This window comes from Treponema sp. (genome assembly GCF_051883275.1).
In the GTDB taxonomy this organism is placed as follows: domain Bacteria; phylum Spirochaetota; class Spirochaetia; order Treponematales; family Treponemataceae; genus Treponema_D.
In genome coordinates this window covers 12,852-36,907 of record NZ_JBJETK010000015.1, presented here as the reverse complement: position 1 = coordinate 36,907, position 24,056 = coordinate 12,852, and the positions used below count along the sequence as shown (strand labels likewise).

Annotated in this window: 16 protein-coding genes; 12 read left to right on the top strand and 4 right to left on the bottom strand. The window is 43.5% G+C overall.

Annotation, left to right across the window (positions count from 1 at the left end; translation table 11 throughout):
* Positions 1–25: 25 nt before the first annotated feature.
* The 7 genes from ACI4L0_RS02140 (at position 26) to ACI4L0_RS02110 (ending at position 13,741) form a co-directional block, all read left to right on the top strand.
* Positions 26–4,603, top strand: coding sequence for an acyl-CoA dehydratase activase-related protein (locus ACI4L0_RS02140; RefSeq protein WP_439798519.1), 4,578 nt, complete (start codon positions 26–28; stop codon positions 4,601–4,603).
* An 81-nt stretch (positions 4,604–4,684) separates the two neighbouring features.
* Positions 4,685–6,070: a hypothetical protein gene (locus ACI4L0_RS02135; protein ID WP_439798518.1), complete on the top strand. Its 1,386-nt coding sequence runs from the start codon at positions 4,685–4,687 to the stop codon at positions 6,068–6,070.
* Between the two features lie 69 nt (positions 6,071–6,139).
* Positions 6,140–6,760 carry a MotA/TolQ/ExbB proton channel family protein gene (locus ACI4L0_RS02130; RefSeq protein ID WP_439798517.1) on the top strand — a complete coding sequence of 207 codons (621 nt, stop codon included), beginning with the start codon at positions 6,140–6,142 and terminating at the stop codon, positions 6,758–6,760.
* Entirely contained in the window at positions 6,757–7,176 is a 420-nt protein-coding gene (locus tag ACI4L0_RS02125; protein ID WP_439798516.1) for an ExbD/TolR family protein, read from the top strand. The genes ACI4L0_RS02130 and ACI4L0_RS02125 overlap by 4 nt, the downstream gene beginning before the upstream one ends.
* Positions 7,163–7,828, top strand: a complete 666-nt coding sequence (locus ACI4L0_RS02120; RefSeq protein ID WP_439798515.1) for a hypothetical protein — start codon at positions 7,163–7,165, stop codon at positions 7,826–7,828. Before ACI4L0_RS02125 ends, ACI4L0_RS02120 begins: the two co-directional genes overlap by 14 nt.
* Before the next feature lie 23 nt (positions 7,829–7,851).
* Positions 7,852–8,523: an HAD family hydrolase gene (locus ACI4L0_RS02115; protein ID WP_439798514.1), complete on the top strand. Its 672-nt coding sequence runs from the start codon at positions 7,852–7,854 to the stop codon at positions 8,521–8,523.
* A 100-nt stretch (positions 8,524–8,623) separates the two neighbouring features.
* Positions 8,624–13,741 (top strand): SpiroCoCo family coiled-coil protein, encoded by a 5,118-nt coding sequence (locus ACI4L0_RS02110; RefSeq protein ID WP_439798513.1) that lies wholly within the window; start codon positions 8,624–8,626, stop codon positions 13,739–13,741.
* Positions 13,742–13,840: 99 nt separating this feature from the next.
* Here ACI4L0_RS02110 and ispD read toward each other — a convergent pair whose 3' ends face one another.
* Together ispD and ACI4L0_RS02100 are read right to left on the bottom strand one after the other, a co-directional pair.
* Positions 13,841–15,016, bottom strand: coding sequence for a 2-C-methyl-D-erythritol 4-phosphate cytidylyltransferase (gene ispD, locus ACI4L0_RS02105; protein ID WP_439798512.1), 1,176 nt, complete (start codon positions 15,014–15,016; stop codon positions 13,841–13,843).
* Positions 15,009–15,629, bottom strand: coding sequence for a CarD family transcriptional regulator (locus ACI4L0_RS02100; RefSeq protein WP_439798511.1), 621 nt, complete (start codon positions 15,627–15,629; stop codon positions 15,009–15,011). The genes ispD and ACI4L0_RS02100 overlap by 8 nt, the downstream gene beginning before the upstream one ends.
* 169 nt (positions 15,630–15,798) lie before the next feature.
* On the opposite strand from ACI4L0_RS02100, the gene ACI4L0_RS02095 reads away from it, so the two are divergent.
* Both ACI4L0_RS02095 and ACI4L0_RS02090 read left to right on the top strand, forming a co-directional pair.
* Positions 15,799–16,386: a TetR/AcrR family transcriptional regulator gene (locus ACI4L0_RS02095; protein ID WP_439798510.1), complete on the top strand. Its 588-nt coding sequence runs from the start codon at positions 15,799–15,801 to the stop codon at positions 16,384–16,386.
* 175 nt (positions 16,387–16,561) lie between these two features.
* On the top strand, positions 16,562–18,796 hold the full coding sequence (locus ACI4L0_RS02090; protein ID WP_439798509.1) for a hydratase: 2,235 nt from the start codon (positions 16,562–16,564) through the stop codon (positions 18,794–18,796).
* Positions 18,797–18,918: 122 nt separating this feature from the next.
* Here the strand turns inward: ACI4L0_RS02090 and ACI4L0_RS02085 are convergent, their stop codons facing one another.
* Together ACI4L0_RS02085 and ACI4L0_RS02080 are read right to left on the bottom strand one after the other, a co-directional pair.
* Complete coding sequence (locus tag ACI4L0_RS02085) at positions 18,919–19,803, bottom strand: SPFH domain-containing protein (RefSeq protein WP_439798508.1); 885 nt, start codon at positions 19,801–19,803, stop codon at positions 18,919–18,921.
* Positions 19,804–19,846: 43 nt separating this feature from the next.
* Positions 19,847–20,296 (bottom strand): NfeD family protein, encoded by a 450-nt coding sequence (locus ACI4L0_RS02080; RefSeq protein WP_439798507.1) that lies wholly within the window; start codon positions 20,294–20,296, stop codon positions 19,847–19,849.
* Positions 20,297–20,494: 198 nt separating this feature from the next.
* Between ACI4L0_RS02080 and ACI4L0_RS02075 the strand changes: the two genes are divergently transcribed.
* From ACI4L0_RS02075 to feoB, 3 genes are all read left to right on the top strand, one after another.
* Positions 20,495–20,743: a transposase gene (locus ACI4L0_RS02075; RefSeq protein WP_439798506.1), complete on the top strand. Its 249-nt coding sequence runs from the start codon at positions 20,495–20,497 to the stop codon at positions 20,741–20,743.
* Positions 20,744–20,753: 10 nt separating this feature from the next.
* Positions 20,754–21,026: a barstar family protein gene (locus tag ACI4L0_RS02070; protein ID WP_439798505.1), complete on the top strand. Its 273-nt coding sequence runs from the start codon at positions 20,754–20,756 to the stop codon at positions 21,024–21,026.
* A gap of 623 nt (positions 21,027–21,649) precedes the next feature.
* A complete protein-coding gene (feoB, locus tag ACI4L0_RS02065) occupies positions 21,650–23,992 on the top strand; it encodes a ferrous iron transport protein B (RefSeq protein ID WP_439798504.1) in 2,343 nt (780 codons plus the stop codon).
* Positions 23,993–24,056: the final 64 nt, after the last annotated feature.

Here is a 24,056-nt window from a genome sequence, read left to right as displayed (position 1 = left end):
TTTTAGCTGAAAAGGTGTTTTTTGTATGGAAAATAATAGCTTAGGTGATATTTCTTCATTATCTCCCGTTGTCCGTCCTGTTAGAATGGGAATCGATGTTGGTTCTACTACTGTAAAGGTTGTTGCCCTCGGAGAAAATGATGAACTTTTGTACGGGGCCTATGAGCGGCACCGGGCTGATATTAGAAATACAATTATCACTGTGGTGAACAAGGCTTTTGATTCTCTTGAAAAGTTGCTTCCCGCCAGGGAAAATCAGACTGTCAGTGTAAAGGTCACTGGTTCCGGCGGTCTTTCTGTTTCACAGTGGCTGAATATTCCGTTTATTCAGGAAGTTGTTGCCGCTACCACCGCAGTCCGCAAGATTATTCCCCAGACGGACGTTGTGATTGAGCTTGGCGGCGAGGACGCTAAAATCACTTATTTTAAAGGCGGAGTTGAACAGCGCATGAACGGAACCTGCGCAGGCGGAACAGGAGCTTTTATAGACCAGATGGCGGCTCTCCTTGAAACCGATGCTTCCGGCTTGAACGACCTTGCGCGCGGAGCAACCACCATTTATCCGATTGCCGCACGTTGCGGTGTTTTTGCCAAGACAGATGTCCAGCCCCTGATTAACGAGGGTGCCAGGCGCGAAGATATTGCTGCTTCTATTTTTCAGGCTGTTGTGAGCCAGACAATTTCGGGGCTTGCGTGCGGAAAGCCTATCCGCGGAAATGTCGCTTTTCTTGGCGGACCGCTTCATTTTTTGGATCAGCTGAGAGAACGCTTTGTGATTACACTGAAGCTTGAGCCTGACCAGATAATTGTTCCAGAAAACAGCCAGCTTTTTGTAGCTTCTGGTGCGGCATATTCGGCCGAGCGGGAAATGAAATGTGTGGGTGCAGCCAGCGGCAGCGGAACTTTCCCCACAATCAAGGAATTTCGTGACAGCCTGAAAAATCTTGTCGGCGCGGAAATGCAGGAAGTTCAGCGGCTTGAGCCTCTTTTTACAACTCAGGAGGAGCTTGACGAATTCAACAGGCGGCATGCAGAGGAAAAAGCGATTACCGGCGATCTGGATTCTGCGGAAGGCCCTGTTTTCCTGGGACTTGATGCAGGCTCCACTACCACAAAGGCTGTGCTTATTGATGTCAAGGGCCGGATTTTATGGCGCTTTTATGATGTGAACGCAGGAAATCCTGTTGACCTGGCTGTAAAGGTTTTAAAAAGTCTTTATAAAATTCTGCCTGAAAAATGCTATATTGCCCGCTCTGTTTCCACTGGCTACGGAGAGGCTTTGTTTCAGGCTGCTCTTGGTGTTGATGCAGGCGAAGTTGAAACTATAACTCACTACCGCGCCGCTGACTTTTTTGTTCCGGGCGTTGAATTCCTTTTGGATATCGGCGGCCAGGATATGAAATGCCTCAGAATGAAGGACGGGGCGATTGTTTCAATTCAGCTTAATGAAGCCTGTTCTGCCGGATGCGGTTCTTTCCTTGATAATTTTGCGCGCACAATGGGAATGAGCGTTCAGGATTTTTCAAAGATTGCGCTGATGGCAAAAAAGCCGGTTGACCTTGGAACCCGCTGTACTGTTTTTATGAACAGCCGTGTAAAGCAGGCCCAAAAAGAGGGCGCGGAAGTTGCCGATATTTCAGCCGGACTTTCTTATTCTGTCATCAAGAATGCGCTCTTTAAAGTAATAAAACTGCGCAAGGCGAGCGATATAGGCAAAAAGGTGGTTGTACAGGGCGGAACTTTCTTTAACGATGCCGTTCTCCGTGCCTTTGAAAAAATCGCAGGAGTAAGTGTATACCGTCCTGACGTTGCGGGGCTTATGGGTGCTTATGGCTCGGCTCTTATCGCAATGGACCAGTGGGAGGATTTGCGCCGTCCAAAGCCGGATGACCCGGATCAGACTCCTAAATTCGTAAAGAGCGGCATTGCCACCTTGGAGCAGCTTGAGTCGTTCAAGGTTGACCTTGAGCTTCGCCGTTGCGGAAAATGCTCCAACAACTGTCTTCTTACAATAAATACATTTTCTACTTCCGGCGCACAGGGAGAAACTGTCCGCGCTGTAAGAAAATTTATTACCGGCAACCGCTGTGAGCGCGGTGCAGAGCTTGAAGAAAAAGCTGTAGTAGTCGAGGCGAGCAACAAGAATGTTTCTGAAAATCAGGACGAAAAGAATCTGCCGAATCTTTTTGAATGGAAATACCGCAGACTGTTCGGGTATTATGTTCCGCTCAAGCCGGAGAATGCTCCCATGGGCGATGTGGGAATTCCGCGCGTTCTTAATATATATGAAAATTATCCGCTGTGGTTTACGTTCTTTACAAAGCTGGGATTCCGTGTGCGCCTTTCGCCCCGTTCCAGCCGCGCAGTGTATGAAAAAGGACTTGAAACAATCCCTTCGGAAAGCGTCTGCTACCCTGGAAAAATTTCGCATGGCCATGTAGAAAGCCTTCTTCAGCAGAACGTTAAATTTATATTCTATCCGTGCATTCCCTATGAAACAAAAGAGGATTCAGGCGCGGGAAACCATTACAACTGTCCGATAGTCACAAGCTATCCTGAGGTTCTTAGAAATAATGTTGAGCAGCTCCGCCAGGATGATTCTGTTCTTTTTATGAATCCCTTCCTTCCGGTTTATGACAAGCCGCGCTTAAAGGAACGCCTGTACGAAGAGCTTTCTCCGCACTTTAAAAATCTCAGCCGCCAGAAAATAAACGAAGCTGTTGATGCGGCCTGGGCAGAGCAGGAAAAATTCAGAAAGGATATTCAGGAAAAAGGCGAAGAGGCTCTTGAAGAAACAATCCGCCGCGGTGCAAATGGAATTGTGCTTGCAGGCCGGCCTTATCACCTTGACCCGGAGATAAACCATGGAATTCCTGAGATGATAAACAGCCTGGGAATGGCAGTGTTCACGGAGGATTCTGTTGCCCACCTCGGTTCCATTGAGCGGCCGCTTAGAATCATAGACCAGTGGACGTACCACAACCGGCTTTACCGTGCAGGCGCGTTTGTGAGCGGGATGGCGAATCTGGAGCTTGTTCAGCTTACTTCTTTTGGCTGTGGTCTTGATGCTGTTACTTCTGATCAGGTTGACGAAATCATGAAGTCAAAGAGCAGAATGTATACTCTCATAAAAATTGACGAAGGCTCTAATCTTGGAGCTGTGAGAATTAGAATCCGCTCTCTGATTGCAGCAGTCCGGGCGCGCGAAAGAAACCGTGTAAAGCTTTCTATAAAATCCGCTTCATACAAACGCCAGGTTTTCACCAAGGAAATGAAAAAGAAGCACACGATTATAGGTCCGCAGATGAGCCCGATTCATTTCAGGCTTCTGCAGAAAGCCATGGAATATTCCGGCTACAATTTTGTTGTGCTTGATGCCGTTGACCCGATGGCAGTTGAAACAGGTCTGAAATACGTGAACAACGATGCCTGCTATCCGTCAATTCTTGTTGCAGGCCAGTTTATCGCCGCCCTCCAAAGCGGAAAATTCGATCTGGACAATACAAGCCTGATTATTACCCAGACAGGCGGCGGATGCCGTGCTACAAATTACATCGGCTTTATCAGGCGCGCTCTGAATGATGCCGGATTCAGCCGTGTTCCTGTTATTTCAATGAGCACCCAGGGCTTTGAAAAAAACCCCGGATGGAAATACACACCGGGAATGCTTATCCGCCTGGTTCGCTCCATTATGCTCGGCGACCTTTTGATGCGTGTTTTGTACAGAACACGTCCGTACGAGGCTGTTCCCGGCAACGCAAATGCTCTTTATGAAAAATGGAACATGAAGTGCGAGCTTGGACTGAAATCTCTTTCAGCTCTGAAATACAGAAGTCTTATCAGGGGAATTGTCCGTGACTTTGACCGGCTTCCGCTTCTTCCTGTAAAAAAGCCGCGCGTTGGAGTTGTTGGAGAAATTCTTGTAAAATTCCATCCGACGGCAAACAATGACATTGTAAACGTTATTGAGCGTGAAGGGGCGGAATGTGTCATGCCGGATCTGGCGGACTTTTTGTTCTATACATTCAGTACTGGAATTTTCCGCCATAGACAGCTTGCCTTTGGAAAGAAGACTGAAAAAAATGCGCGCCTTATGGTTTGGGCAGTTGAGCTGTTCCGCGGCTACATGAAAAAATGCCTCAGGAAAAGCCACCGCTTCGATCCGCCGAATTTAATCTATGATATGATGAAAGGCGTTGATGACATTGTTCAGCTCGGCAATATCACGGGAGAAGGCTGGTTCCTTACCGCGGAAATGGTTGAGCTTATAAATTCGGGCTGTCCAAGCATTGCCTGTGTTCAGCCGTTCGCCTGTCTTCCAAACCATGTTACAGGCAAGGGCATGATAAAGGAGCTTCGCCGCCGCTATCCTGAGTCTAATATTTCAGCGATTGACTATGACCCGGGCTCAAGCGAAGTGAACCAGCTTAACAGGCTCAAGCTGCTTTTGAGCAACGCCCCTGTTGGAAATCATCCTGATGAGGAAGCTGACGGAATGATTCACCAGCCGGACAAGAGCATTGTAAAGCCTGAAATTCAGATGGCAGAGGGCGCTTTTGTGGATCCCGAGCCTGTTGAAATGGAAAATGTGCCTGTAGTCTGAAACCGAATTTTTTTGGAAAATAGTAGTTGCCTTGGAAATTGAAATTTCCGAGGCGTTCCTATGGCATAAATGGAGCTTGTTTTGAAAAAAAAGTGCTTGTTTTTTCCGCTGTTGCTTTTGTTTTTTTCGTCTGTGTCCGCTGATTACAACAGATTTTTAATTCCTGATTCAGCTGAAATAAGGCGGACTATTGTTGATTCCTGGATTTCCGCGCCGATTTCAGAAGTCAGGGGATACAGCGAGGATTTACGGAAAAACAGAGTCGGGGAAATTTTTCAGATCCGCATGGAAGAAACTGAAACTGAATTTGCAGTTATTGTTGCGCCCCGCTCAGTGCTTGACGTGGACTTGATAAACGGAGACAACCACAGAATTGTCCGTGCCGCAGTGTACCCCCAGGGAGCCGCCGGCAGCTGGGTTCTTTTCAGGGACAAAAAATCCGGAAAGCCTCTGCGTGTGGAATGGCATTTCAGCCCCGATTCTGATGTTTTTCTTGTTTTCAGACCGCAGGGACAGAAGACTTTGGTTGACATGAGCATATTCGGTTCGTTTGCCGCGCGCTCTGTTCCTCTGGGAATTCCGTTTGAGCGTATTTACACAGTCGGATTTCAGGAAGTGCGCGACCTGACACAGAAAACGCTTCCGTGGGAAAAAGTTTCCGTGGAAAAAGGACTTTACCGGGATTCTCTCATTATGGCCGGCATAATAAAGGAAAATCTGGATTCAATTATTTTTTCCGAAGATGCCTGCTATGATTTTGATGGAAAGCTGAAATCAATTTTGACCGGCGGCAGCTATGTTCTGAAAAATTCATCCGGATTTGAAATTAAGCCTGATGAAAAAAAATTGTATCTGTCCGGCGCGGGATTTTTAAAATGGATTATAGACGGAATTGTGGAGCCGGTGTCAGGCATGGGAACAAAAATTCCTGATTTGACAGTGCCGACTGTCGAGTTTGATTCAGTTGGAAAAATCGGAGTGAAGTCGCAGGACTGGAATTTGTATTTTACACTTGACTGGTGCAGAAATCTTGCTTCAAAGGCATATTCTGTCCGCTCAAGAAGAAACGCTGACTTTAAATCCGCCGGGCTTGATGTAAACCAGAATCATTTTGCCTCTGAATCCCTGGGCGCAAAAGTTGCCTCTTCAAACGGTTATATCAGGAACACCGGATATTCAGTTGAAAAAATAAAATCTGTGCTTTATGTTCTTGCGGTTACAGAGCCTTCGTGGTTTTATCTTGGCGCGGTAAGGCAAGGTTCGTATCTGAAGCCTGATGAATTTGTCTTTAACGACTGTGCGGTTTTCTTTCCGTATTTTGACAGCAATGGAAAATTCGGCTGTTTTATTTTTGAGCAGGGCAGGGAAATTTCTCTTGCAAATTTCATAGAAAGATACCGGAATTGCTATGTTCATCTGGAGCGCGTAAAGGCATCCGAAGCTTTTTTCCCTTATGAAAAAAAATAAAGCTCCTTCTGGAAATTTATTTTCAATAGGCTGAACTTTTTTCCGGGCAGCCGTTATGGGAGGTGAAAAATGCTTGCTATTTTAAAAAGCGGCGGAATAATAATGGTTCCGATAATCGCCTGTGCGCTGATTGCTGTGTTTATTATTTTTGAACGTTTCTATTATTTTTTTTCAGTGAAAAAGCGGGACAGAAAATTCAATGCCGTAATTGAAAACTTGATATTGAGCGGCGATTTTGAAGGTGCGAATTCCGCCTGTGATTTTGCCGGTACTCCCTGCGCAAAGGTTGTAAAATGCGCGCTGGAGCACAGAAATTTTTCAGAGCCGGACTTGAAGGAATTTATCCAGGTGCGGATGGACTTGGCTGTTCTGGATTTTGAGCGCAATCTTTCTGCGCTGGGAATAATTTCAAATATTTCAACATTGCTCGGTTTGCTTGGAACGGTTTCCGGGAATATAAGGGCTTTTGGCATTATCGGAGATTCTGGCGCAATGGGAAACTCCGCGCTTCTTGCCGGGGCGATTTCCGAGTCCCTGATAACGACTGTCGCAGGCCTTGCGGTTGCTATTCCCGCGCTTGTTTTCAGCACCTGCTTTAATTCATGTTCAAGGCGAGGAATAATCTGCATGGAGCAGACTGTTACATCTATGCTGTTTGCGCTTACAAAAAAAACACGGAGCTTGGCGTGAGGGTTTCTTTAAAATCCAGGACAAGGCCGGCTGTCGACCTGTCCGCGATGCTGGATGTTATTTTTCAGCTTGTTTTGTTTTTTCTTGTTTCCACCAGTTTCAATATATATTCCGCTTTGAATGTTTCGCTTCCTTCAAGCGAGTCGGCGGCGCTGGTAAAATCTGAAGGCCTTGTGATTTCCGTGGAGGAAGACGGGGCTTTGTGGCTCAATGAAAAAAACATTTCCGATGACGAGCTTCTGGCTCTGCTTTTGGAATTTGACACGGGGAAAATTCTGCGCGCGGAATTTCCTGTTTTTATTTCGGCGGACAAAAACGCAAGGAACGGAAGAATTGTTGAGCTTCTTGACATCATCCGTGAAGGCGGTTTTTCCTGCGTGAATTTAATGACGGCTGAAAAAAATGACATGCATTGAAAAGCGCGCAGTTTTGTTTGCCGCCGCCGCAACCGCAGTTTTTTTTGTGGCAATTTTATTTTTTTTATCTTTGCTGAAATTCAGCGAGAAGAAAAATTTTACAGAGCCAGCCGCCGTTTCAATTTTTTTATCCAGAGCCGCAGCGGAAAAAATCCCGGAAAAAAACACAGCGCATAAAGATTCCCCCGCAAAAAGCTCCGTAGAAAAAAAAGCGCCGGAAATTTCTTCCAGCTCCGCATTTGAAGCTGAGCCGATTTCAGCTGACATGGATTTTAACAGCGCGGAAAATTCCGCCTTGGATTCTGCTTTTGTAAATTCCGGGGGCGCGGATTCTTCCGGGGAAAAGGAAAGCGGCGGACGTGTTTTTCTTGAAATGTCGGGCGGCAAAAAAAGGGAGCTTTTGCATCCCGAAACGCCTTTTATAGAAATATCTTCGGAGCATGCAAGGCTTGTTGATTCTACGCGCAGGGTTTTAATACGGTTCAGGGTTCTTGCGGACGGCACTGTGCCTCTGGAAAAAATTTCCATTGTGCCCCCGTCGCTTCTGCCTTTTCAGATTCAGGCGGAAATAAAAAAACAGATTCACGGATGGCTTTTTTCGCCCGGAGAAGAAGGAACGGTCTGTTTTGAATATACGCTTGAGATTACATAATTATTTCTATATAATTACAGTGTATGCTCGAGGGAATTGAAGCAGTTGCATTTGATATTGACGGGACGCTTTATCCGTCATGGAAGCTTTATATTCTTATGCCGCTGTATGTGATTAGACATTTTTCATTTTATCTTCACTATAATAAAATCCGCAGGATTCTTCACAGGACTGCGCCCTTGTCGGATTTTTATGAATTCCAGGCAAGGCTTTTTGCGGAAGAGGCAAAGATTTCAACACCGCAGGCAAAAAAAATCATAAACGATATCTGCTATGAGGGACTGAAAAAATTCTTCAAAAAAATAAAGCCATACAGCTATGCTTATGAATGTATAGAGGCAATGAAAAATGCCGGTCTGAAAATTGGAATTCTTTCTGATTTTCCGCCGTCGCAAAAGGGCGATATATGGGGAATTCTGAATCTGTGCGATGTGTGCATAGGCTCAGAGGAATCCGGCGCATTAAAGCCTTCTGTGTATCCCTTTGGAATTCTTTCCAGAAAACTTGGAGTGCCGCCGGAGAAGATTTTGTATGTCGGGAACAGCAAAAAGTATGATGTTTTGGGCGCGAACAATGCAAAAATGAAAAGCGCATATATTCTCAAAGGTTTCAGGCGGATTTTTGGAATAAAGCTTCCTGAGGCTGACATTTCGTTTAAAAATTATCGTCAGCTTAAAAAAATTGTGCTAGAATAGAGCGGGCCTTTAGAATTCATTTTCAATGATTTTTTAGAGGCTCTCAAATAAATTTTCCTTCTTTAGAGGATTCTTAATAAATTCGGACGGGAAATAAAAAGTGAATAATGTTTTTTTAATTATAATTGCAGTGGTTTTGTCTGAGATTGTTTCTTTTATTGTCAGGCAGCTTAGTAAAAATGATGATCCTATGAGAAAACTCAGGTCTTATGCAAACCAGAGGCAGGAAGAATTCGACAAGTATTTTGAGGATCAGCAGAATTCTATAAAGATTCTTGAAAATGACCTTGAAACCAAGGATATTGAAGTCAAGGCTGCAATAAAAAGAATGCAGATGCAGATTGATGAGTGCAACTCAACTACAAAAAATTTTGAAAATCCTATTCAGAATATTGAGAATATAAAAAACAAAATCAACGATTATGACAAGATTCTTCAGAGCCTTATGGAAATGACTGCGGCTGTGGAAAAAAACCTTGATTCTGTAAGAAAGGAATCGGCCATTGTGGACAAGGTTAATTCCCGGCTTTCACGGCAGAATCAGATTATCGACTCTATGAACAGCAAGATTGCCGAGGTTGAAAAGAAATTTTCTGTAACAAATTCCGAGCAGCTGAAGGCCATTGGCTCCGATTTGCTTAAAGAGTATGAAAAGCGCGCTTCTGCGATTGACGAAACAACTCAAAAGGCCATAAAGCAGAATGACGCAATCATGAAGAAAATTGAGGACGACATAAAACAGGCGTATTCAAAGGCGATCGAAAACGCAAAGCAGCTTGAGGACGAATCGTTTGAAGAGCTGATGCGTAAATTCAACGAAAAGACGGAGCAGTGTCTTGCTGAAGTGAAAGCGCAGTCAGAGCAGCTCAACGGAACCATTGATTTCAAGATTGGGGAAATAAGAAATAACCTTGAAGAAAAAACACAGAAATTCAGCGATTCATTGAATGACCAGACTGCTTCGTTTGAAAAGAAATTCACTGAGCGCACAGATCATCTGAAAGAAATGATAGATGCCCGTACAAATGTTTTGACCGAGGAATGGAACAGTAAAGTTCAGGGTGTCGAGGATTTTTTCAGGGAGAATATAGACAGCTTTAATTCCCGGCTGGAAACTAAAGTTGAAGACCTTAACAGTGTGTTTTCTGAAAAAACAGAAAGCCTTGAAAGTGAGCTAAGCGGCAAGCTGAACAGCCTTTCTGCCGAGGTTGAAAATTCAACTGCAAAAATACAGAGCGAATATTCTGAAAAAATTTCTAGTTTGGACACAGAGCTTGCTGAAAAATTTTCATCTCTGCTTGACAGTGTTACCAGCCAGGCCCAGGCTCTTGAGGAAAAAACTTCTGAGATTGCAGAAAACGTAAGGCAGGAATCTGAAAAATTCTCATTGGAACTTGACTCCAATGTTGCGGGCTTTTCAGAAAAACTTGAGTCTGAAATTTCCACTCTTGATTCCCTGCTTGAAGAAAAAACGTCCCGGCTTGAAGAGATTTTTAGAAGCACTACATCCGACCTTGAAAACAACTACCGCTCCAAAACTTCTGAGCTTGAAAACGCACTGGAAAAAAACTATGAGGATATATCTTCAAATATAGAAGAAAAAACAAAGGCGCTTTTGAAATCCTATGATGATAAGGCGGCATCTATGGATCTTGATTTTTCCAACAAGAGCAGCAATGTCATTCAGATTTTTGATGATAAGATTCGTGAGCTTGAGGAAAATTATTCGCAGAAAACAAAAGAGCTGAAGGAAAATCTGGATGCAAACAATGAAAATGCAGAGTCTGAAATGAAGAAAAAATCTCAGGCCCTTATTGCTTTGTTCAATGACAAGTCTTCGCGGCTCGATTCAAAACTCAAGGAAAAAATGCACGAGTTTGACAAGGATTTAGACAGCAAAGTTGATGAGCTGAATCAAAAAATAAAGCAGAAGACAGGGGCTGTAAGCGGTTCGCTTGAAAAATCAATTACAAAAATCGAAGATGAAATCCGCCAGAAAATTTCAACTCTTAACAGCAGCTCCACCGAGAAATTCAGTTCTATTGAAAGCATATTCAAGAAAAAACTTGAAGAAATAGACAATAAAACTCTGTCAATTTCATCAGAAATAAAAGACCGCACAAGCAGCCTTGAAGATGATATCCGCAGAAAACTTTCTGCTCTTACAGATGATGTAAAGATTCAGACTGAGCAGGCCGTTGAAAAATACAAGACCACAACTTCCACTTACACGCAGGACATTGATGCAAGAACTAATGCTTTGCGCAAGGAGCTTTCCGATCGTGCCGAAGCCCTTGACCGTCAGATTAAAGAGCGCGCCCTGGAAATTGAAAAGAAACTTGAGCAGCTTGAAAACAATGTGGAAACCCAGACTCTTGGCGCAATGGAGCAGTACAAGGCGACAACTTCAGATTATACACAGAAAATTGAGCAGAATACAAAGTCGTTAAAAGAGGAGCTTGATGCTAAAACACAGACTTTGCAGGAGCTGATTGAGCAGCGGATAAATGAAGTCCAGTCGCTTTCTGATAATGCCGCGGCAGAAGCAAAGGAGCTGATTGAGCAAACAGAGGACAACGTAAGGAAAATAACCGACAGTCTCAAAAATGATGTAAAGGTTAATACAGACACTTTGGACTCGCTTCAGAATTCTGTTGAGCGGCAGGCTGAGGAGCTTGAAAAGCGTTGCAATGGAATATTTGATTCTATCCGTGAAAAGACTGAACAAGAAGAAAACGCCGCCTACGAAAAATTCAGTGCCTTGAGCTCCGCAAATCTTGAAAAGTATAAAACCGATGTTCAAAAGCGTGTTGACGAAATGCATTCGGATATAAAATCAACGCTCGGCTCTCTTGATGAGCAGTCAAAAACTGTAAAGGGAAATATCGAAGGAACGCTTGCTGAAATTCTTTCCAGGTACGAGCAGATTGAAGGAAGCGCAAAAGAAATTGCCGACCGCATTGAAAATGAAAATTCTGCCAACTCTGAAAAGCTCAGGGAATTTACTTCTTCCATGCAGGAGCAGATTAACCAGCTGAACAGCGCGCTTGTTTCCTCCACAAAAAATATTGCTGATGAATGTGATGCCCGTCAGACAAAGTATCTTGAAATTCTTGACAAGCAGCTTGATGGCTACAAGAAGGAAATGGAATATAGGTTTAAGAAATTGAACACAGCTGGAGCGGACGTTGACAAGCTTGAGTCTTCATTGAGAAAACTTATGGATCAAAGCCAGAAAAAAGTAATCGGCGATTTTGAAAAATTCTCTGAGGGTGCGCAGAAAACCCAGGAGGATTTTGAAAAGTCCATAGTTTCAAAGTATGAAAAACTCAAGGATGATTTGGATTCAGTTCAGACTTCGCTTGATGAAATAAAAAAGGATTCTGCCGCCAAGCTCAGTGCAAAAGTCAAAGTGTTCGAAGATTCATTTTCCGCGGATCTTGCAAAGCGGCAGGATGATGTTGCGCTCAAGCTTTCGGACTGGAAAAATAAATTTGACAATCAGTTTTCAGAGTTTACAGCGGAATACGAGATGAAACGCGCTGCTCTTGAAAAGAACTACGATGATGCCCTTGCAAAAAGAATTTCTGATCTCACGAAAAAGACACTCGACCAGGAGAAGAAATTCCAGACGGCTCTTCTTTCTGGCCAGTCAACTGTTCAGGAGCAGATTAATACGGTGAATCAGAAAATTCATGATTTTATCGAGCAGTACAGAAGTGAAATTAAAAAGACAATAGAAAGTGCTGACCAGTATCTGAAAACTGAAACCGACGGTTACAACGAGCGCATGAATGAGCAGCTTGACAAAATCGAGAATGATTTGAATTCAAAGTTTGAGAATTTCAGGGATATTCTTCTTTCAAAGCAGGAATCCCAGTCTGCGACAATCGATGCGGCTATGCAGGAATTTTCAGCATGGAACAACAATCTGAAAGGCAAATATGAGGATGCCGCCAAGAAGATTGAGGATCAGCTTATAGTTTTGGCTGATACAAACGAGCAGAAAATAAATGATCTGCAGAAAGATTTTTCTTCTGCGGCTGGCAAGGCGGCTGGTATTCTTGCTGACTATGACAAAAAATCCAAGTCTGCGATTTCTGATTTTAACGAGCAGTACGAGAACATGATTGCAAAAGTAAACAAATCCATTGCGGAGCGTGAAGAATATGCGGACACGCAGACCAAGGAGCTTAAGAAGCGTTTTGACAAGCAGGTTGAAGAATACAAGCGTGTTTTCAGTGATGCCTTTGATAAAATCGGACAGGAAGCGAACACGATTCAGCTTCAGATTGATGAAATAAACAAGAGCATCGGCGCATTCAAAACTGAAACAGCGGTTTTTGACAAGGCCGATATTCTTAAAAAGCAGCTTGAAGTTTCAATAGAAGACTTGAACAAGAAAATTTCTTCTGTGAAGAATTTTGAGGACAAGCTCAACGATCTTCATGCGCAGGCGCAGCGGCTTGAAAAATTCGGTGATGATGTTAATTCCCGGCTGAATTCCTACAGCTCGGACAAATCCCGCCTGGACAGCATTGAATATAAATTCAATACGCTTATGAATTTGAGCAACGGAATGGATGAGAAAATTCGGGAGCTTACTTCCATGAGCGATGATATCATCAATATGCAGGCCAGGGTTGGAAAATTCCATGACAGCATTTCAGATGTGCAGGCAAAGCTGGATCGCATTGAAAACAAGAGGGAAACCTACGATCGCATTGCGGAGGAAGTTGATTCTTCTTTTGAAAATATTTCAAATCTTGAAAAGCGGCTGGAAGAGTGTTCCATGAAAGCCAACAGTCTGCCGGATGAAATTAGTTCAATGCAGGGGCATATTGAAAAGATTATGAAGAACAGCGGAAAAATCAACGATGCCGTGGACAAGCTGACTTCTCTACAGAGTCTTATTGACGATGCCGAATCCCGCATTGAAAAAATCAAGAATTCCCGCGATGGACTTCTGAATACAGAGGCGCGTCTGCAAAAGCTTTATAGTGATGCCGACAGCAAGCTGAAGCTTATCCATGATATTACTGTAAAGGAAGTTGGAACCAAGGGGCCTGCGGTTTCCGGCTCGAATATAACTCCTGTTCTCAAGGCGAATGTAATCAAGCTGAAAAAGGCCGGCTGGAAAAATCCGGAGATTGCCCAGCGGCTGAAAATTGAAGAAAATATTGTGGATCTTATTCTGGAAATGGGAACTGACGATTAAACGGAGAGTTCAAAAATTTATTTAGATGATTTTTTTTAATCCCTGTTTCTTGTCTGCTGCGGTTTTGCGGCGGGCTTTGAAACAGGGTTTTTCTTTTTGCTATTTTTGCAGCAGGCAGACACAGTATGCTTTTATTGCGTTTCCGGCTCCTACAGAATCCTGCTTTTCATTTGTCTTTGCTTTTACAAATATTTTGGCGGAATCTGTTTCAAGAATTTGCGCAATGGAATTTATTATTTTTTCTCTCCATGGAAGAAGCTTGGGGCTTTCTGTTTCCACCACGCAGTCCATGTTTACAAGATTCCATCCGGCTGAACGCACGTCATTCCATATTTTTTTCAGAAGCACGGCGGAATCGCTGTCTTTCCATTTTGGATCTTCCGGCGGAAAATAAGAGCCGATGTCCCCCAGGCAGGAAGCTCCCAAAAGTGCGTCGCTCACTGCATGAAGAAGAACATCTCCGTCAGAATTTCCAAGCTCGCCTTTTTCGCAGGGAATTTCAACTCCGCCCAAAAAAAATTTCCTGCCCTCGGCAAGACAGTGCAAGTCTGTTCCCATTCCAATGCGGATCATTTCTTTTTCCTTTTCAATGTCCTGTAAAAATGTTATTTTTTTGTTTTTTTCACAGCCTGCAACAACGCGGACTTTTTTTCCTTCTGTGAATTCAGGAAATGAATCCCAAAGCTCTGAGTCGTCTGTACATTCGTATTTTTTTTCGGCGGCTTTCTGGTGGCACAAAATCAGCGGAGCCAGATGAAATCCCTGCGGTGTCTGTACGGCCCCGATATTTTTTCTTACAAGATGCCGCTTGATTGTTCCGTCGGGGGAAATTTCCTTTTGAGTGTCAACAGGCGGAATTGCCGGAACAGCTGCTCCTGATTCATGCGCGGTCTTCAGCACGTCCTGTATTATTTTGGCTGAAACAAAGGGCCTGGCTCCGTCATGGATGAGCACAGTTGAATTCTGGTCGCTGATTTTGCAAAGTGCCTTGAATACTGATTCCTGCCTTGTCTTTCCGCCTTCAGAAAAAATCAGCCGGGAATCTTTTAATAAATCCTTTATTCTGCTGTCGGAAAACACTGCCGCCTTTGCTTCCTGTATTCCGTTCGGAGGAACTGAAATTACAATTTCTGAAAAATCAGCGGCTTCAAGAAAAGCACGGAGCGATTCCGAAAGAACCGTTCCGTTTTTTAAAGGCAGATATTCTTTTTTTGTGCCAAGCCCCATTCTGCTGGAAGAACCAGCGGCGGCTATGACAAGTGAATTGCTAGTCATCATCCTCGCTGCTGAAATCGTCGGAGTCTTTTTCAGAAGATGAGCTGTCTTCTTCGTATTCGTCCTCGTCTTCATCTTCGTCAGTGAACGCAGGCTTTTTTTCTATCCTAAGTCCGAGCGGCTCAAGTTTTTCGTGCAGCATGGCTTCCACTTCCTTGTCGGAAATTCCAAGAGCTTCTGCGATTTCGTCCTCAAGAAGTTTTTTTGCGTTGTCATAAAGCTTGCGCTCAAGAATCGGCAGCTCCTTGACTTTGGAGCGGTGATAAAGACAGCGCACAATAGCTGCGATATCGGATATTGTTCCTTTTTTCAGAAGGTCAAGATTCATTTGATAGCGGAGTTTCCAGTCTGAAGTCGGAGGCTCAAAATCCTCGCTGATTGAATTCAGGGCGGCCTTTGCTTCTTCCTTTGAAACGATGGCGCGTATTCCTAAATCCTTTGCTTTTGAAACTGGAACCATCACATTCATATCTGAAACTTCAAGATAAATCTTGTAGTAAAATGTCGGCTCGTTGTTGAAATCTTTTTTGAAAATTTCAGTGATTTTTCCAACACCTTGGCTCGGGTAAACGATTTTCTGGTTTACAGCGAATTCTGTTTTTGGTTTTGCCATAATAAATGTAGTATATCATAGTTTTTTTGAAAATTCAATGTCGTAAAAATGCGGCGGACTTTGAAAGGGTATTGAAGTTTTTTTTGAACTTTGTTTAATATTGAGGAAGTGCCGAATGGCGCTTGAGGCGGTTATTTCGCTTCGCTAAAAAAAATATACGGAACTGTCTATGAGAAATCCCAATGCCGAAATTGTTGCGCAGATAAAGGAGAATACACTTGCGCTGCTGATGAAAAAAGATCCTGCGGAAATCGGAATGCGCGATATTGCGGCAAAGTGCAATATTACTGCGGCGAATATCTATCATTATTTTAAGGACAAGACTTCGGTTTTCCAGGCGATATCACGGGACAGTATTGCGGAACTGAATTCGCTTATTTTAAAGGCTTCAGAAAATCTTTCGCCACGGGAAAAGATTTTGAATGCCGCTTCTGTTTTCAGGGACTGGTGTCTTGCCCATCCGCGCAGAGCCGTGCTTCTTTTTTCAAAAACTGAATCGGACATTGAAGCTTCAGGTGAAATTTTTTCGGACTATTATCAGGCAAACAGAACCGCCGCCTCTTTTTTGGAGGAATGTATTTCCGAGGGAATCGCATACTCTGACAATCCCGAGCGCGATATCAATGTTTTTATTTCTGGCTTGTGGGGCTGCATAGAGTCTTCCATTCTGAAAAAATCCGAGCCGCGGTATTGGAGCGACTGTTCCGAGCTTACACAGCGGTTTATTGATATATGGATGAGCGCGGTTTTTAAATAGCATAAAAAGTACTTTATGGAATTTTTTGGCTCTGTGTTTGTTCCGGCGATTTCCTTTTTTTACAATCGTTGAGAAAATATATAGTTTATGATAATGTAAAGGGAAACTCTAAAAACTTATGTTTGATGATTTTTTAGAGTTTCCCCTATATTCTATTCTTAAAAGCGAGGACTCTATGAAACTTTGGGAAAAGGGCGCTTTCCTTTCTAACGGAAAATTAGTTGAATCTGTGCACGGAGCAAATGCGGCTGACTGTGCAAAAAACACAATTGCATACCGCATTATGCAGAAACACAACACATCTGCGGACGCTTCAAAACTGAAAATCAAATTTGACAAAATCACTTCACACGATATTACGTATGTCGGAATTATCCAGACGGCCCGTGCTTCCGGGCTTGAAAAATTCCCTATTCCGTACGTTCTTACAAACTGCCACAACTCACTTTGCGCAGTCGGCGGAACAATCAACGAGGACGACCATATGTTCGGTCTTACCTGCGCGCAGAAATACGGCGGAATTTACGTTCCTCCGCATCAGGCTGTAATCCACCAGTTTGCGCGCGAAATGCTTGCAAAATGCGGCGATATGATTTTAGGTTCTGACAGCCATACTCGTTACGGCGCGCTCGGTACAATGGCAATCGGCGAAGGCGGCGGAGAACTTGCAAAGCAGCTTTTGGGAAAAACTTATGACGTGAATATGCCCGGCGTAATTGCCGTATACCTCACAGGTTCTCCTGTTCCGGGCGTAGGACCTCAGGACGTTGCGCTTGCAATAATCAAAGAAGTTTTCAACAACGGCTACGTTAAGAACAAGGTGATGGAATTTGTAGGTCCGGGAATAAAAAATCTTTCGGCAGATTTCCGTATCGGCGTTGACGTTATGACGACGGAAACAACCTGTCTTTCTTCAATCTGGGCGACTGACGAAAAAATCCGCGAATTCTACGCAATCCACGGACGCGAAGGCGACTATGCAGAACTCACTCCTGCGGAAAATGCCTGGTACGACGGCGCAATTGAAATCGACCTTTCAGAAATCCGCCCGATGATTGCGCTTCCGTTCCACCCGTCCTGCGCATACACCATCGACGAGCTGAACGCAAACCTTTCCGACCTTCTTGAAGAAACGGAAAAACGCGCAAAAGTCAGCTTCGGGGATAAAGTTCAGTTCTCGCTTAAAAACAAAATCATCGACGGAAAACTTTACGTTGATCAGGGCGTAATTGCCGGATGTGCAGGCGGCGGTTTTGAAAACATCTGCGCGGCGGCTGACATCCTTAAAGGAAAAGACACAGGAAACGGAAAATTCCTTCTGAACGTCTACCCTGCTTCAATGCCGGTTTATATGGAACTTATGAAAAACGGCGCATTCGCTTCGCTTGTTGACGCAGGCGCAATCATCAAGACGGCATTCTGCGGTCCGTGCTTTGGCGCAGGCGACACTCCGGCAAACGGCGCGCTTTCTATCCGCCACTCAACACGCAACTTCCCGAACCGCGAAGGTTCAAAAATCCAGAACGGTCAGCTTTCTTCCGTTGCGCTTATGGATGCGCGCTCAATCGCCGCAACAGCCGCAAACAAGGGATTTCTTACTGCGGCTACGGAATTCGACACGGAATTCAGCGGCAAAAAATATTTCTTTGACAAGACAATTTACGAAAAGCGCGTTTACGATTCAAAAGGCGTTGCACACCCGGAAGTACAAATTCAGTTCGGCCCTAACATCAAGGACTGGCCGGAAATGTCTGCGCTTACGGACGATATGCTTCTGAAAGTCGTTTCCGAAATCCACGATCCGGTAACGACAACAGACGAGCTTATTCCGTCAGGAGAAACTTCTTCGTTCCGCTCAAATCCGCTTGGACTTGCGGAATTTACGCTCAGCCGCAAAGACCCTGCATACGTAGGAAAGGCAAAGGCAGTCCGCGACAGAACGGCTGAAGTAACGGAAGAAGTGAAGAAAACCGCACAGATTTTGGAAAGCGCAAAGCCTGAATTTGCAGGACGCGTTCAGAAAGCCGGACTCGGCTCAACGATTTTTGCAGTAAAACCGGGCGACGGTTCAGCACGCGAACAGGCTGCTTCCTGCCAGAAAGTGCTTGGCGGCTGGGCGAACATTGCAAACGAATACGCAACAAAACGCTACCGTTCAAACCTCATCAACTGGGGAATGCTGCCGTTCCTGTACAAAGACGGAGACAAAAACCTTCCGTTTGCAAACGGCGACTACGTATTTATCCCGGACGTAAAGAAGATGGTAGAAGAAAAACTTGCATCCGTAAAAGCCTATGCAGTTAAGGCGGACGGCACCGTTACGGAATTCGAGCTTTCTACCGGAGATCTTACCGATGACGAACGCAAAATCATTCTTGCAGGCTGCCTGATTAATTTCTACCGCAGCTAGAGAAAAATTGATTCAAGTGTTTTAATAAGCATATCCTGACGTATGTTGGGGTATGCTTTTTTATTGCGATTTTTTTTGTGATATGAAGCCACGGAAAATTTTGGTTTTCCGTGGGATTTTTTTTAGCGCAGGGTTTCTTTTATAGAAGACAAAATTCCTGTCAGTGACTGGATTTCAGATGGGATTATAATTTTTGTGGATTTTCCGTCTCCGACTCTTTCAAGTGCTTCAAGGCTCCGGAGTCTGAGAGTGGCTTCGTCGATTTTTGCTTCGCGCAGCATTGCAAGTCCGCTGGCTTTTGCTTCCTGAACTACTTTTATTGCCTGTGCTTCTCCAGTTGCCTTTTGGATTGCGGCTTCCTTTTCTGCCTCTGCCTGAAGAATCATTGCCTGTTTTCTTCCTTCGGCTTCAAGAATTTCCGCCTGCTTGTGGCCTTCTGCAATCAGAATCTGCTCGCGGCGTTCACGTTCAGCGCGCATCTGTTTTTCCATTGCCTCGCGGATTGCCTGCGGCGGCTCGATGTTCTTTACTTCAACGCGTGTGACTTTTATTCCCCACGGATCGGTTGCCTCGTCAAGAATTGAGCGCATTTTTGAATTGATTACATCGCGGCTCGTCAAAGTTTCGTCAAGCTCAAGCTCACCGATGATATTTCTGAGGGTTGTTGCCGTGAGTGTTTCCAGCGCGCTCATCGGATTTTCAACTCCGTAGGCATAAAGCTTTGGGTCAGTTATCTGGCAGTAGACAACAGTGTCAATCTGCATAGTAACGTTGTCTTTTGTGATTACTGGCTGCGGCGGAAAGTCCGAAACTTTTTCCTTCAGGCTCATTCTTTTTGCAACCCTGTCGATAAACGGCATTTTTACATGAAGCCCGACTTCAAGTGTTTTCTGATACGCTCCCAGACGCTCAATGACAAAAGCCTTTGACTGGGGAACAATTACAATGTTTGCAATCACCAGAACAATGATGACAAGCAAAATGAAAGCTAAAATAGTGATATTCATACTACCTCCAATGCTGATTGATTTTTTTAAACCTCATATAGCTTTATTTTTTCAAAGAAACCTTCAGTGTGTTTCCTGAAATTTCTTCTATTATACAGATGTCGTTTGTGTTCAGTTCTTCAGGCGAATCAGCAACGACAGTCCAGGTTACTCCGTTCTGTGTTTTTCCTTCGTACTTTTTTGAATCTTCAATTTTGCGCGTGATTGTCACTTCCTGACCAACGATGGAATTCACTGCATTTACGCCGTTGTGTGGATTGAGTTTTTTCAGGACGAATGAGCGGGTGGAAACAAGTAGAATTATTGTGAAAACCATAAAAATCAGAATCTGCCATTTTATATCAATTCTTGCCATTGAAATAAAAATCAAAGCAAGTGAAGAAATCGCTGCCCAGATTGTTGTGAGCGACAAAGTGAAGGCTTCGATAACAAGAAAAATTATTGTGAAAAAAAGCCAGAGCCAAGGCATATTTTGAAAAAAGAAATCACCCATGGAATAAATCTAGCACAAGTTTTTAAGTTAATCTACAACTGCTAAAATCTCTTGAGAAAAAGTTAATATTCTTATAGCAAACTATTTTCTTGTTTTTTACTTGACCTATTATAAAATATTTTTATGGGTGATGAAAATTTAATCTACCGAGCGTCTAATTCCCCGACGCTTGCGTCGAAAAGATGATATAATAAAAGAATGGATGATAAGCATATATACAAGAATCATAATAAAACAATGTTGTTATATCATCTGGTGTTTCCAGCGAAGTATAGAAGAAAAGTGTTTACCGAAGAAGTAGGAGAACGACTGAAAGAAATCTGCATGGAAAACAACAGACCATTACAAAACATTTACACGAATGGAGTAAAATATGTTGAAATTTATAAATACAACAGAAGTTTAAAATATTATAAAAATAAATTCAACAAATTTATTTATCCTTGAAGGAAAGAATATGCAAACAAGAAATGATTTATTTTCCGAAATAGCAAAGATATTATACTTTCCAAATTATTTCGGAAATAATTGGAATGCTCTTGATGACTGTCTTCAGGATTTGGATTGGATACATTCTAATTCTATAAAAGTTTTAATTAGAGATTTTGATAAAATTTTATTAGAAGACAATCCGAAAGAAAAAAGCATTTTTCTTGATTGCGTGAAAACTGCAAATGTTTTTTGGGAAGAGAATCAAGAAAAAAAAGTGGATTTTTATATTCAAAACTAGATTTTAAAACCACACTGCATCTAGCGTTTTCAGCCCGCCTGAAAACGCAGTGTTTTAGTCAAACAAATTGCCATTTGTAGGACTAACCCTCTTTATCAATCCTCCTGTAATCATTTTATCACTTACAGCCATAGTTTTCACTACAAATCTTCAAATTTTCCGATGAAATTGCAAAAAATAATCATGATTTTTCATATCTAAGGAAACACTGAAAAAATCCTACCTGAGGATTTTTCAGTGTTACGCTAATTATTTATAAAAATCACAAACAGGTGGTTTGCTCTTAACCTATAAGGCTAAGGGACTCAAGCCGAGACTTAAGTCCAAATGCTGTCTCTGTACTGACCATATATTGCCTTTCTTTTATATTTCGATGTAAACTTTTAACAACCATTTTATATGGCTCAGCAAATCTCTTATATTTGACATTTACTTTCCTCCCTGACGCAACGCAATAGACTTGAACAATCATATTGTACGCTTCGGAGGAAAGTTTTTTTTTGCTATAAACATTTGATTCACAGCCTCATAACAGTTCTGATAGCGTGATATGATTTACTCACACATATTGACAATTTTATAAAATTGACAGACAGTATTTTCAATTATTCAACGAGGGCTTTATGAATTTAAAAGAATTGTCTGTAGGCGAAACTGCAAAAATCACTGCTGTCGGAGGCAAGGGCGCTTTAAGACAGCACTTTCTTGATATGGGAGTAATTCCCGGTGCAGAAGTAACGGTCGTAAAATTTGCTCCGATGGGCGACCCTGTAGAACTTGAAATTCACGGCTACGAACTGACTTTACGTCTTGCCGATGCCGAGCAGATTACGATTGAACCGATTGAAAAACGTTCCAACAGTCACGTACACATTCAAAAAATTTCGCACTCGGAACACCCCGGACTTGGCGAAGCAGGAAAATACCACAGTCCCGACCACGAAAATCCCCTGCCTGAAAATACAGTTCTGCGCTTTGCCCTTGTAGGAAATCAAAACTGCGGCAAGACGACACTGTTCAATAAACTTACAGGCGCAAACCAGCACGTCGGAAATTTTCCGGGAGTGACGGTTGACAGAAAAGACGGTCAGATAAAAGGCTTTCCGAATACGCTCGTAACAGATTTGCCGGGCATTTACTCAATGTCGCCGTACACAAACGAAGAAATCGTATCGCGCAATTTTGTCCTCAACGAAAAACCGCACGCAATCATCAACATAGTCGACGCCACAAACATCGAGCGCAACCTGTACCTGACAATGCAGCTTCTGGAAACAGACATTCCAATGGTCGTTGCGCTTAATATGATGGACGAACTTACAGGCAATAACGGCTCAATCGACATAAACGAAATTGAAGCCTTGCTCGGAGTTCCTGTCATTCCGATTTCTGCCGTTAAAAATGAAGGCGTAGATGAACTTATCAAACACGCAGTTCACATTGCAAAATATCAGGAACGTCCTTTAAAGCAGGATTTCTGTCTTAAAGACGATCACGGCGGTGCAATTCACAGGGCACATCACGCAGTCGAATCAATCATCGAAGACCATGCCGAACGCGCAGACATTCCACTGCGTTTTGCCGCAAGCAAAGCAATCGAAGGCGACCATCTAATCCTTGAACAGCTCGCACTCGACAAAAACGAAAAAGATATGCTCGAACACGTCGTAATCCAGATGGAAAACGAAAGCGGAATGGACAGGAGCGCCGCCGTTGCAGATATGCGCTTTGACTTTATCGAACGTGTCTGCGAACAGACTGTCGTAAAACCAAAAGAAAGCCGCGAGCGTATCCGTTCAGAAAAAATTGACCGCGTTCTTACAGGCAAGTGGACTGCAATTCCATGCTTCATCGGAATTATGGGCCTTGTCTTTTACCTTACGTTCAACGTCATCGGAAGTTTTTTGCAGGAACTTTTAAAAAACGGAATAAATGCACTGACTTCTCTTGTTGACGTCTGGCTGACTTCTGCCGGCGTAAACTCCGTAATCCACAGTCTTGTCATCGACGGAATTTTCAGCGGTGTCGGAAGTGTCTTGAGTTTTCTTCCGATTGTCGTCACTTTGTTTTTCTTTCTGTCACTTATGGAGGACAGCGGATACATTGCCCGGGTTGCTTTTTTTATGGACAAGCTCTTGAGAAAGACAGGGCTTTCAGGACGGAGCATTGTTCCTATGCTAATCGGATTTGGCTGTACAGTTCCTGCCGTAATGTCAACGAGAACTTTGCCGTCAAGCCGCGACAGAAAAATGACAATCCTTCTTACGCCGTTTATGAGCTGCACGGCAAAACTTCCGATTTACGCTTTCTTCGTAAACGCATTTTTCCCAAAGCACGGCGCGCTGATTATGATAGGACTTTATCTTCTTGGAATCGTAACCGGCATTTTGATTACGCTGCTTTTTAAAAACACTCTGTTCAAAGGCGAGGCAGTTCCTTTTGTAATGGAATTACCGAATTACAGAATTCCCGGTGCAAAAAATGTTGCTCAGCTCTTATGGGAAAAAGCAAAAGATTTTTTGACAAGGGCATTCAGCGTAATTTTGCTTGCAACGATGGTCGTATGGTTTTTGCAGACTTTTGACTTTCATCTGAACATCGTAGAAGATTCTTCAAACAGCATTCTCGCTCACATCGCAGGACTGATTGCGCCTGTTTTAAAACCTGTCGGGCTCGGCGACTGGCGGATTGTAACTTCGCTCATAAGCGGCGTGATGGCAAAAGAAAGCGTCGTTTCTGCAATGGAAATTCTTTTTGCAGACGGAATCACATCTGCACTGACAACTTCCGGTGCTGCATCAATGCTCGTATTCTCTTTAATGTATACACCGTGTATAGCAGCGATTGCTTCAATCAAACGCGAGCTCGGGCGCAAATGGGCAGCAGCAGTTGTCTTCTGGCAGTGTTTTGTCGCCTGGGTTGCCGCGCTTGCCGTTCACCTGATTTGCATTGCCGCAGGAATTTAATTTCACCTGTAATCATTGTTTTTGAATCCTTAATTTTTTACTTAAAGGCATCTCTAAAAATTAC